At 62.8% G+C, this 9,901-nt stretch carries 13 protein-coding genes and 1 tRNA gene; 9 read left to right on the top strand and 5 right to left on the bottom strand.

Features of this window, described 5'->3' with window-relative positions:
- A partial coding sequence (locus WBB85_RS22045; RefSeq protein WP_432640717.1) for an arginase family protein occupies positions 1–108 on the top strand: 108 nt, incomplete at its 5' end.
- Positions 109–201: 93 nt separating this feature from the next.
- On the opposite strand, the gene WBB85_RS22040 is transcribed toward WBB85_RS22045, so the two are convergent.
- Complete coding sequence (locus WBB85_RS22040; protein WP_432640716.1) at positions 202–552, bottom strand: RidA family protein; 351 nt, start codon at positions 550–552, stop codon at positions 202–204.
- Between the two features lie 307 nt (positions 553–859).
- Positions 860–936, bottom strand: a tRNA-Ile gene (locus WBB85_RS22035).
- An 84-nt stretch (positions 937–1,020) separates the two neighbouring features.
- Here WBB85_RS22035 and WBB85_RS22030 point away from each other — a divergent pair.
- The 4 genes from WBB85_RS22030 to purN all read left to right on the top strand — a co-directional run bounded on the left by WBB85_RS22030 (position 1,021) and on the right by purN (position 4,086).
- A complete protein-coding gene (locus WBB85_RS22030; RefSeq protein ID WP_432640715.1) occupies positions 1,021–1,857 on the top strand; it encodes an MBL fold metallo-hydrolase in 837 nt (278 codons plus the stop codon).
- Positions 1,858–1,966: 109 nt separating this feature from the next.
- Positions 1,967–2,392: an ABZJ_00895 family protein gene (locus WBB85_RS22025; RefSeq protein WP_432640714.1), complete on the top strand. Its 426-nt coding sequence runs from the start codon at positions 1,967–1,969 to the stop codon at positions 2,390–2,392.
- Positions 2,393–2,455: 63 nt separating this feature from the next.
- The gene (gene purM / locus WBB85_RS22020; protein ID WP_432640713.1) at positions 2,456–3,499 is read left to right on the top strand and encodes a phosphoribosylformylglycinamidine cyclo-ligase; all 1,044 of its coding nucleotides are present in this window, start codon (positions 2,456–2,458) and stop codon (positions 3,497–3,499) included.
- Positions 3,496–4,086: a phosphoribosylglycinamide formyltransferase gene (purN, locus tag WBB85_RS22015; protein ID WP_432640712.1), complete on the top strand. Its 591-nt coding sequence runs from the start codon at positions 3,496–3,498 to the stop codon at positions 4,084–4,086. Before purM ends, purN begins: the two co-directional genes overlap by 4 nt.
- On the opposite strand, the gene WBB85_RS22010 is transcribed toward purN, so the two are convergent.
- Positions 4,083–4,577 carry a fascin domain-containing protein gene (locus tag WBB85_RS22010; protein ID WP_432640711.1) on the bottom strand — a complete coding sequence of 165 codons (495 nt, stop codon included), beginning with the start codon at positions 4,575–4,577 and terminating at the stop codon, positions 4,083–4,085. The two genes, purN and WBB85_RS22010, sit on opposite strands and share 4 nt — an antisense overlap.
- Positions 4,578–4,792: 215 nt before the next feature.
- Here WBB85_RS22010 and rnd point away from each other — a divergent pair, with 215 nt between their 5' ends.
- Entirely contained in the window at positions 4,793–5,947 is a 1,155-nt protein-coding gene (gene rnd, locus WBB85_RS22005) for a ribonuclease D (protein ID WP_432640710.1), read from the top strand.
- Between the two features lie 272 nt (positions 5,948–6,219).
- Here rnd and WBB85_RS22000 read toward each other — a convergent pair whose 3' ends face one another.
- Positions 6,220–6,690 (bottom strand): hypothetical protein, encoded by a 471-nt coding sequence (locus WBB85_RS22000; protein ID WP_432640709.1) that lies wholly within the window; start codon positions 6,688–6,690, stop codon positions 6,220–6,222.
- A 128-nt stretch (positions 6,691–6,818) separates the two neighbouring features.
- Here WBB85_RS22000 and WBB85_RS21995 point away from each other — a divergent pair, with 128 nt between their 5' ends.
- Entirely contained in the window at positions 6,819–7,244 is a 426-nt protein-coding gene (locus WBB85_RS21995) for a SufE family protein (RefSeq protein WP_432640708.1), read from the top strand.
- Positions 7,245–7,250: 6 nt separating this feature from the next.
- Here WBB85_RS21995 and WBB85_RS21990 read toward each other — a convergent pair whose 3' ends face one another.
- A complete protein-coding gene (locus WBB85_RS21990) occupies positions 7,251–8,135 on the bottom strand; it encodes a LysR family transcriptional regulator ArgP (protein ID WP_432640707.1) in 885 nt (294 codons plus the stop codon).
- A gap of 81 nt (positions 8,136–8,216) precedes the next feature.
- On the opposite strand from WBB85_RS21990, the gene WBB85_RS21985 reads away from it, so the two are divergent.
- Together WBB85_RS21985 and WBB85_RS21980 are read left to right on the top strand one after the other, a co-directional pair.
- Positions 8,217–8,819: a LysE/ArgO family amino acid transporter gene (locus tag WBB85_RS21985; RefSeq protein WP_432640706.1), complete on the top strand. Its 603-nt coding sequence runs from the start codon at positions 8,217–8,219 to the stop codon at positions 8,817–8,819.
- A 38-nt stretch (positions 8,820–8,857) separates the two neighbouring features.
- Positions 8,858–9,763, top strand: coding sequence for a DMT family transporter (locus tag WBB85_RS21980; protein WP_432640705.1), 906 nt, complete (start codon positions 8,858–8,860; stop codon positions 9,761–9,763).
- Positions 9,764–9,901 lie beyond the last annotated feature (138 nt).

The raw sequence follows: 9,901 nt of genomic DNA, 5'->3' as shown, positions 1-9,901 counted from the left end.
GTGGTGGAGGTGTCGCCACCTTTCGACCCATCCGGTAATACCGCCTATCTGGGTGCAACCATCATGTTCGAAATTCTTTGCGTGATGGTCAAAGCCCTCAAAGGCTAAGCCTGTCAGGTCGCGGGGGGACGCGAACCCGCAAGAAGCGTCCATTGGATCGAACCCAATGGACGCCCCTAAAGGGGCGGATAGCCCTTTTTCTTATTTCTGTGCGGCCGTGATGATGATCTCGACCAGATAATCTGGTGTGGCAAGCTTGGATTCGCCGGTGGCGCGGGCAGGGGCGTGACCGGGCGCAACCCAGGCATCCCAAACCGCATTCTTCTTGTCGAAATCAGACATATCGGCCAGCCAGATTTCGGCGCGCAAGATGCAGGTCTTGTCCGATCCCGACAATGCCAGAAGCCGTTCGATCTTGGCCAGAATCTCATGGGTTTGGCTGGTGGCATCGCCTGTCGGCTCGCCCACCTGGCCGGCAAGATAGATGACGCCATTATGGATAACGGCGGGCGACATGCGCTTGCCAGTCTCGTGACGGATGATATCGGACATTATTCTCTCCTTGGGGTCTGATCGCGGGTCCGACATAGCCAAGCCGGGGCCCACCTGCCAGTCAAAACCGCAATAACGGTATAAGACGGCCTGAGAGGTACGGGTATTTTGCTTGGGGCTGCCGCTGGGGCGTCGGTGAAAATCGAGGCGATGCGCTGACAGGCCGTTTTGAAAGGCTCTGTCGGCCAGCAGATTCGACATGAGTTTGCGGGGCCATCTGGATTGTAGGCCGCTTTTGGCATTCGGGGTACGGCAAGCCCCCTTTGGGCTGTTGTAAACGTTAATAAAAACAAATACTTGATGGTTTTGGTAGGCCCGGAGGGACTCGAACCCCCAACCAAGGCGTTATGAGCGCCCTGCTCTAACCAATTGAGCTACAGGCCCGGCCTGAGACTGATTAGGGGGCTGGCGCGTCGTGGTCAAGCATGCGAACCACTGCACGCTTACTGTATTTCGTGAGGACAGACCGTGACACGTTCCTTCAGGCACTTGCAGCTGGGCCCGGCGACGATCACCTGGTTGTCCGACGGGCAGATGGAAATGCCGAATTCGATTTTTCCTGCTTTCGACCCTGCATTGCTGGACCATGTGCCGGGCGATGCGGTCCGCCTGCCGGTGGCGGCCTTCCTGATCCGGCATGACGGGGTGACAACCCTTGTCGATACCAGCTCACCCTCCGCGTCCGCCGATGGTACCGGGCATTTCCATCAAAGCCTTGCCGACGCGGGTGTCTCCACGGATGAAATTGATCAGATCGTGGTCACCCATCTGCATTCCGATCACTATGGCGGGCTTTCGACGCCCGGGGGCGCGGCGCGGTTCGGGCGGGCGCGGTTGCTGATCGCGGCCGGGGAATGGCGTCACAAGCATGATCCCGGGATCTTCGACCGTCTGACCGCAGACGATCAGGCCTCTTTTGGCCGGGCGCGGAATGCGGTCGCGCCTTACGCCGGGCGGACCGGGCTTGTGACGGCAGGGCAGATCATTGCGCCGGGCATATCCGTGCTGCCATTGCCGGGGCATACGCCGGGTCATATCGGCCTGACGCTGCGCTGTGGAGGGCAGGAGGCGCTGATTCTGGGCGATCTGCTGCATTACCCGCCCTATCAGATGGCCAACCCCGGCTGGTCTGTCATCTATGACACCGATCCGGATCAGGCCGTGGCAACTCGCACGGCGATGCTTGAAGACCTGGCAGGTGGCGAACGCCTCGTTCTCGGCGCCCATCTGGGTCGGGACGGGTTCTGCCGGATCGCCCGCGCCGGACGGGGATATGCGCTGACCGATGCAGGTGGCGGGGTGTAGACGGGCCCGTTCAGCAGTCTGTCGTTTCGCCTTCGTCCCGGGCGCAGGCGGGGTCAACACCTTTACGCAGGCTGACTGGCAAGACTAAGTGGTGAGTGAAGGAGGGTGCATGATGCCTGGGTTTTGGCGGGTGACTGTTGTTTACGCTCTCGGGCTGATCCTGACGGAGGCGCTGGTGCTCCTCGTGAGTGGCATCGCGTTCCGGTCCGGCGCGGCGCTGTTTTACGCAGGCTGCCTTGTCATCTCGCTCCTCATCCCGGCCCTCGTGGCGGGGATGAGTTTCGGGCGCCATACCGGTCGGGCGGCGGCACCGCCGGAGGCATGGCGCTTTGCCTTGTGGTTTGCGTCAATCCAAGGTGTGCTGTTTGCTCAGCTTTTATGGCTCGCGATGCAGGAGTTTTTGGCGGAAGAATCCGATGGGGTTGTGATTTTTGCTGTCGTGCTATTCGTCTACTCGGCCATTGCGCTATTCATTTCGCGCTTTTTCTTCGGGTTCGGTGCCCGACAGGGCGCGCGGATGCGGGTTTCGCGCTGATCGCGCGTTGCCCCCGCGGCCGGTTTCGGGTATCGCGGCGGCGACGGATTCCGGGGGATTGCCATGACCATCAAGAACGGCCTGACCTATGCCGATGCAGGTGTCGATATCGATGCGGGCAATACGCTTGTCGAGCGGATCAAGCCTGCGGCCAAACGTACCCAGCGCCCAGGCACCATGTCCGGACTTGGCGGGTTCGGCGCGCTCTTCGATCTGAAGGGGGCGGGTTACAGCGATCCGGTTCTGGTCGCCGCGACCGACGGGGTGGGCACCAAGCTGCGTATCGCCATCGATACCGGCAATGTGGATTGGGTCGGCATCGACCTTGTGGCAATGTGCGTCAACGATCTGGTCTGTCAGGGGGCAGAGCCGCTTTTCTTCCTCGACTATTTCGCGACCGGCAAGCTCGACGTCGATCAGGCCACCCGTATCATCGAAGGCATTGCGACGGGCTGCGCCCAGTCGGGCTGCGCGCTGATCGGTGGTGAGACGGCCGAGATGCCGGGCATGTATCACAAGGGCGATTTCGACCTTGCGGGCTTTGCCGTGGGCGCGATGGAGCGGGGGCAGGATCTGCCCGCAGGCGTGGAAGAGGGTGACGTGCTTCTCGGCCTCGCCTCGAACGGGGTCCATTCCAACGGCTATTCCTTTGTCCGCAAGGTGGTAGAGATGTCGGGCCTCGGCTGGGATGCGAAGGCGCCCTTCGGCTCCGCCACATTGGGCGAGGAATTGCTGGCGCCCACCCGGCTTTACGTGAAACAGGCGCTGGCGGCGGTGCGCGCCGGGGGCGTTCACGCCCTTGCCCACATCACCGGTGGTGGTCTGACCGAGAACCTGCCGCGGGTCCTGCCCGAAGGGCTTGGCGCTGAGGTTGATCTTGGCGCATGGGATCTGCCGCCGGTCTTCCGCTGGCTGGCCGAAACTGCAGGCATGGCCGAGGCGGAGCTTTTGAAGACCTTCAATTCCGGCATCGGCATGATTGTTGTTGTCGCCGCCGACCGCGCCGCCGATATCCGGCTTTTGCTGGAGGCCGAGGGCGAGACGGTACATCTGCTTGGCCATGTGACGAAAGGGCAGGGGGTCGCCTATCGGGGCCGCCTTCTGTGAAACGTGTCGCGATCCTGATTTCCGGCGGCGGCTCCAACATGGTGGCGCTGGTGGAAAGTATGGTGGGGGATCACCCCGCGCGGCCGGTTCTGGTCGCCTCCAATGATCCAGAGGCGGGCGGGCTGAAGAAGGCCGCCGCGATGGGCATAGCAACGGCTGCCGTCGATCACCGCCCCTTCGGCACGGACCGCACGGCGTTTGAGGCAGAGCTGTTGAAACCGATCCTTGCCGCCGAACCTGATATCCTTTGCCTTGCCGGGTTCATGCGGGTTCTGACGCCTGCCTTCGTTGAACGGTTCGAGGGGCGGATGCTGAACATCCACCCCTCTCTCCTGCCGAAATATCCCGGCCTTCATACCCATCAGCGCGCGCTCGATGCGGGCGATGCCGAAGCGGGCTGCACGGTGCATGAAGTGACGCCGGTTCTCGACGACGGGCCGATTCTCGGGCAGGCCCTGGTGCCCATCGCGCCGGGCGACACTGCCGAAACACTGGCCGCCCGGGTTCTTGTGCAGGAACACCGGCTTTATCCGGCGGTCCTGCGGCGTTTCGCGGCCGAAGATCGGACGCCCGTCACCCTGGCTTAAGTGCCCGGGATGAACTGGAACTGCGCCTTGGCATCCAGCGTCTGGGTGCCATAGACCTTGCCCACACCCACGCCGTTCGGCTTGGTCTGGCCTTCGGTATCGAGTGCCAGATACCAGCCTGCATGGGCGGTCGATTCGAAGGTGAAGAGGTTCGGACCTGTCACCAGCAGTTTGTAGGTCTCGTAGGGTCCGACACCGAACTGGCAGTTCACCAACCGCTGGCCCTCGGCGATCATCCTGTCACCCATCCGGACCGCCACGTTGTCCCATTGGCGTGAGACGAGGCCAAAGGTGCCGTTTGCCTGCGGGGTCAGCGAATACTGTTCCCACGGGCCCATGCCGATCTGCGCATTGACGATACCGGCACCTGCCGGATCACCCTGGGTGATACCCTGTCCATCCATACGGATATAGGCGTTCGCAAAGGCAGCGGAGGCGAAGCCATAAGCGGTGATGGTCGAGTTGGCGGTCAGGATTTTCGATTGTTCCACAGTGAACTCCTTTGTTGTGGTGCCACCGGGATAGACTGGTTTTTTGGATTCGATCTACCTGAAGTTGTATAGCATTCAAGACGGTTTCTTAAGCCCCCGTTCATGGCGGAAATGCACCACTCCGGCACGAAGCTCCCCCGGCCTTTTCAAACTGCCCGGCATCGCATATGACAGCCGGACCAGCGGGATGACCCCGCGACCGAAACGGATGGTTAATGCGCACGATTACAACGACCGAACAGCTTGCCAGCTTCTGTGAGAAAGCCAAGGCAGGCCCCTATGTCACCGTCGACACTGAGTTTCTTCGCGAACGCACCTATTACTCCAAGTTGTGCTTGGTGCAGCTTGCGCTTCCCGGCGAGGACGGTGAGGCGGTGCTGGTCGATCCCCTGGCAAAGGGGTTTTCGCTTGAGCCGCTCTACGATCTCTTCCGCCACAAGGGGACGGTGAAGGTGTTTCACGCCTCCCGGCAGGATCTTGAGATTTTCTTTGTCGAGGGCAATGTCTTTCCCGAGCCGCTGTTCGATACCCAGATCGCGGCCATGGTCTGCGGTTTCGGCGATCAGGTCGGATACGAGACGCTGGTGCGCAAGATCGCCAAGCAGTCGCTCGACAAGACTTCGCGCTTTACCGACTGGTCGCGTCGGCCGCTGTCGGATGCGCAGAAGACCTATGCCATTGCCGATGTCACCCATCTGCGGGTGATTTACGAATTTCTCGACAAGGAATTGCGGCGCACCGAACGCCAGAAATGGGTCGAAGAGGAAGAGGCGGTGCTTCTTGACCCCGAGACCTATACCAACCGGCCCGAAGAGGCCTGGATGCGGGTCAAGACACGGACCAATTCGGGGCGCTTCCTTTCGATCGTGCGCGAGCTTGCGCGTTTCCGTGAGGATTATGCCCAGACGCGAAATGTGCCGCGCAGCCGGGTCTTCAAGGATGACGCGCTTCTGGAACTGGCATCGACCAAACCGTCGACGGTCGAGGAGCTGGGCCGGTCGCGGCTCTTGCTGCGCGAAGGCCGCAAGGCCGACATTGCCGAGGGCATCCTCGCGGCGGTGAAGGCCGGAATGGCAGTCAGCCCCGAGGATTATCCCAAACCCGATACCAGCCGCGAACAGTTGCAGGTCAACACCGCGCTGGCCGATCTGTTGCGCGTGCTGTTGAAGGCAAAGTCTGAACAGGCAGGCGTCGCGCCAAAGCTGATCGCCTCATCCGGCGATCTTGACGCGCTGGCCGCCGGTGAGCAAACCGTCCCGGCCCTCAAGGGCTGGCGCGGCGAGGTCTTCGGCAGTGACGCGATGCGGCTTTGCCGGGGCGAGATCGCGCTCTCGGCCAAAGGTGGTGCAGTACGGGTCGTGCCGGTCTGAACTGGCATTCATCGCGAAGTACCTCTTTCGCCCGGAACAAGCGCGACGCGCGCCGGGCGAGCGCCTGCCCGTCCCGGCGGGCTGGCGCTTTTGCGGCCGCGCGCATCGCATGAGGTCAGAGGGGCTTTGCTGCCATAAAGCACCCTGAACAATGGTCGCTGCGCCACCCCACGGGCAGGCACTCGCCCGGCTTACGTGGCGCGTCCCAACGAACGCAAAGGGCGCAAGGCGGACAAACATGCGGCAATAGTCTGCGGCCTATGATCCTGCCACTAGCGTCGGCTGGCGCGGCTGTTCTGGGCGCCGACCACGACGATCTGCCGGACATCGGCCAGCTTGACGTTGGACAGGTGCGTCGCCGCCGTCACTTCGCGCGATTGCTGCGTCGAGACCGGCTTTGGCGTCAGCGGTTCGGCAATCACGAAGCGATAGGTCAGAACGCCATCCACCGGCAACCCGCCATTCTCGGCAACGAGGTCAGCTTTCCACCAGCCTTGGGTCGGCGGCAGGCCGGTTGCGCGAATAATCGCGCCGCTCGGATACTGGGCGACCTCCATATCGATGACCTGAGACACCAGAATACGCGTGTCATAGGGGCGACCCGGCACCACGCCGTCTGCGGGTGCCTCCACCACTTCCGACCGTCCGAACCAGTTGAACGGATTAAGGCGGCTTTCGCGGACCTTGCCGCAGGCGCTCAGCGTCAGCGTGAGGATCAGCAGACCGATGACAGGCAATCTCATGCGTGGCGGCTCCCTTCCAGCTCCCGCGTTCTGCCTAGCCCATTCGGAGGGTTGTGAAAAGGGGCCCCGGTGTCTGGACGTTGCCGGGCTTTGCCACTAGGTCAAAGGCTGCGGATACGGAGAGCATCATGGCGACCGAAGCCTTCGAGGATATTGCAGAGACATTCGAGTTTCTCGACGACTGGGAAGACCGCTATCGCCATGTGATCGAACTGGGCAAGGCAATGCCGCCGCTTGATGCGGCGTTCCAGGTGCCCGCGACCAAGGTCGAGGGCTGCGCCAGTCAGGTCTGGTTCCTGCCGCGGATCGAAGGGCAGGGGGCAGCGGCCCGGTTCGATTTTCAGGGCGACAGCGATGCTATGATCGTACGCGGCCTGATCGCGGTTCTGCATGCGCTTTACTCCAACCTGACCGTGACCGAGGTTCTGGCGGTTGATGCCGGGGCCGAACTGGGGCGTCTTGGCCTTGACGAACATCTGTCGTCGCAGCGCTCGAACGGGCTCAGGGCAATGATCGGGCGCATCCGCAAACTGGCGACTGAAGCGGTCGCATAGTGCTGGTCACTCCGAGGGCAGAAGGCTGGTCTTGGCCGCCTTTCGGATCGCGGTCGTCAGCGGTGCAAGCGCGCGTGCGGTCAGGCGGTTCACCTGCCAGTAAAGCTCTGTGTCAAGCGGCCGGTCGGGGGCAAGTGCGACAAGGCGGCCCCCGGTGATGTCGTCGCGCACCAGTGGTTCGGGGTTCATGCCCCAGCCAAGGCCGAGCCGCGCGGCCTCGACAAAAGCCTGACTTGAGGCGAGGTGGTGGCTCGGCAGGGGGATGCGTTTTCCGGCCATCGCCGCCGCCCAGTCGCGTTGCAGCCGGTCCTTGCGGTTGAAGGTCATGGCAGGCGCGCGGGCAAGGTTTTGGGCGGTGATGCCGTCCGGGAACCAGCGCGCCACGAAACCGGGGCTGGCAGTGGCGACATAGCGCAATGCGCCAAGCGCATGGCAATCGCAGCCGGTGACCGGGGCGGCATGGGCGGTGACCGCCGCCTGCACTTCGCCGCGCCTGAGAAGATCGGCCGAATGGTCCTGATCGTCGATGACGAGGTCATAGAGCAGATCAGGTGCGGCGACGAGCGCCGGCAAGACCCAGGTCGCGAGGCTGTCTGCATTGACCGCGATCCGAACCACCGGTCGCTCTGCCGCAAGACCTGCGCCAAGATCGGCGGCAAGCCCCTGTTCCAGCAGCCGCACATCCTCGGCATGGCGGGCAAGGCGCAGGCCCGCCTCGGTCGCCCTTGCAGGCTGTTCACGGATGATCAATGCGGTGCCGAGCCGGTCCTCCAACGCCTTCAGACGCTGCGACACGGCCGAGGGCGTGACGCCGAGCCGGGCGGCGGCGGCGTCGAAGGAACCGGTATCAAGGATCGCGGTCAGGGTTTGAAGCTGGGATGGGTCGATCATTAGGCAGTCTTAATTTACGTTAGTATCTTTAAATTGATTAAGCCCCTGCCGCCCGCTAGGCAAGCTGCGAAAGGAAACGTGATGCTTGCTGCGGGACTGTCGGGATTTCAACTGGCGCTGGGGCTGATCCTCGCCATCGGGGCGCAGAATGCCTTTGTGTTGCGGCAGGGGCTTAAGCGCGAACATGTGCTGATCTCTGTCCTGTTCTGCGCCCTTTCGGACGCGGTGCTGATCAGCGCCGGAGTGACGGGGTTCGCACTGGCGAGTGCCGCCGCCCCCTGGTTGGGCGAGGTGTTGCGCTGGGGCGGGGTGGCGTTTCTGACGCTGTATTCCCTGCGCGCGGCATGGTCGGCGATCAAGGGCGGCGAGGCGTTGCAGCCCCGCGCGGCGGGGACGGCGGCCGTCATGCGTGTGATCCTGACCCTTGCCGCGATCACCTGGCTGAACCCGCATGTCTATCTCGATACGGTCGTGCTGATCGGTTCTGTTGCCGCGCAATATCCCGGACGAGAGGCGGCTTTCGGGATGGGGGCCGTGATTGCCTCCTTCACCTTCTTCTTCTCGCTCGGCTATGGCGCGCGGCTTCTGGCGCCGGTCTTCGCCCGGCCCGCCGCCTGGCGGATACTCGACGGGATCGTCGCGCTGATCATGGCGGGGATCGCGCTGCGGCTCGCGCTTTTCTGACCTTGCCACCGGTGGCGGGATCGGGTCATGTCGCCGCCATGACTGCACAGGATCAAAATCGCCCCCTCGCCGGTATCCTCTGGATGCTGGTCACCGGGCTTTGTTTCGTCGTCGTGACCGGCGTGGTGCGCCATCTCGGCACCGGCCTGCCTGCGGCGCAATCGGCCTTCATCCGTTTTGTCTATGGCATCCTTTTCCTTGCCCCGATGCTGTTGCCCGCCCTCAAGCGGGGGATCGCACCGTTGGTCTGGAAGCTTGCTTTGACGCGCGGTGTGCTGCATGTGATGGCGGTTGTCCTCTGGTTCTACGCCATGGCGCGCATTCCCGTCGCCGAGGTCACGGCCATCGGCTATCTCAACCCCATCGTTGTCACTGTGGGGGCAGCGCTGTTTCTGGGGGAGAAGCTGGCCTTCCGGCGCATGGCTGCGATTGCGATTGCGCTGGTGGGGGCTGTTGTCATTCTCAGGCCGGGATTTCGTGAGATTACGGAGGGGCATCTGAGCCAATTGGGGGCTGCGATCTGTTTCGGCCTTTCGTTTCTCTTTGCCAAACGCCTGTCGGCGCTGGCAGCACCCGGCACGATCATCGCGCTTCTGGCGCTGATGGTTACGGTCGGGCTAGCGCCTTTGGCCTGGGCCGTCTGGGTGCCGCCGACATGGGAGCAGTTAGGCTGGCTTGCCGTGGTCGCGGGATTTGCCACGATCGGGCATTATACGATGGCCCGGGCCTTTGCTGCGGCCCCCCTGACGGTGACGCAGCCGGTGACCTTCCTGCAACTCGTCTGGGCGACTCTGCTTGGATGGTTCGCCTTTGGCGAAGTGGTCGATCCGCTGGTTCTGGCGGGCGGAGCGATGATCATCGCAGCGATCAGCTACATGACCTGGCGCGAGGCGCAATTGAAGCGCCGGGCGGTGACGCCGCCGCCGGTCGCGGCGAAGTTTTAGAATGCATGCCGTCTAGAGCGTGTTGCGGTTTTCGAGATTCAGGATTCCCCCGATGCTTGATCTGTGATTCCCTGTCTGTATGGCAGATATGGGGGTCAGTGATGGGCAAACCACATCCTATGGCACTTCGTGAACGTG

Source organism: Albidovulum sp., assembly GCF_049646345.1.
In the GTDB taxonomy this organism is placed as follows: domain Bacteria; phylum Pseudomonadota; class Alphaproteobacteria; order Rhodobacterales; family Rhodobacteraceae; genus Albidovulum.
The sequence above is the reverse complement of the archived record's forward strand: the minus strand, read 5'-3'. Positions and strand labels throughout refer to the sequence as shown.

Bases quoted from the DNA above. Each gene is read 5' to 3' on its own strand.
- WBB85_RS22040 (WP_432640716.1), bottom strand. From the start codon at position 552: ATGTCCGATATCATCCGTCACGAGACTGGCAAGCGCATGTCGCCCGCC.
- WBB85_RS22025 (WP_432640714.1), top strand. From the start codon at position 1,967: ATGATGCCTGGGTTTTGGCGGGTGACTGTTGTTTACGCTCTCGGGCTG.
- purM (WP_432640713.1), top strand. From the start codon at position 2,456: ATGACCATCAAGAACGGCCTGACCTATGCCGATGCAGGTGTCGATATC.
- rnd (WP_432640710.1), top strand. From the start codon at position 4,793: ATGCGCACGATTACAACGACCGAACAGCTTGCCAGCTTCTGTGAGAAA.
- WBB85_RS22000 (WP_432640709.1), bottom strand. From the start codon at position 6,690: ATGAGATTGCCTGTCATCGGTCTGCTGATCCTCACGCTGACGCTGAGC.
- WBB85_RS21995 (WP_432640708.1), top strand. From the start codon at position 6,819: ATGGCGACCGAAGCCTTCGAGGATATTGCAGAGACATTCGAGTTTCTC.
- WBB85_RS21990 (WP_432640707.1), bottom strand. From the start codon at position 8,135: ATGATCGACCCATCCCAGCTTCAAACCCTGACCGCGATCCTTGATACC.
- WBB85_RS21985 (WP_432640706.1), top strand. From the start codon at position 8,217: ATGCTTGCTGCGGGACTGTCGGGATTTCAACTGGCGCTGGGGCTGATC.
- WBB85_RS21980 (WP_432640705.1), top strand. From the start codon at position 8,858: ATGACTGCACAGGATCAAAATCGCCCCCTCGCCGGTATCCTCTGGATG.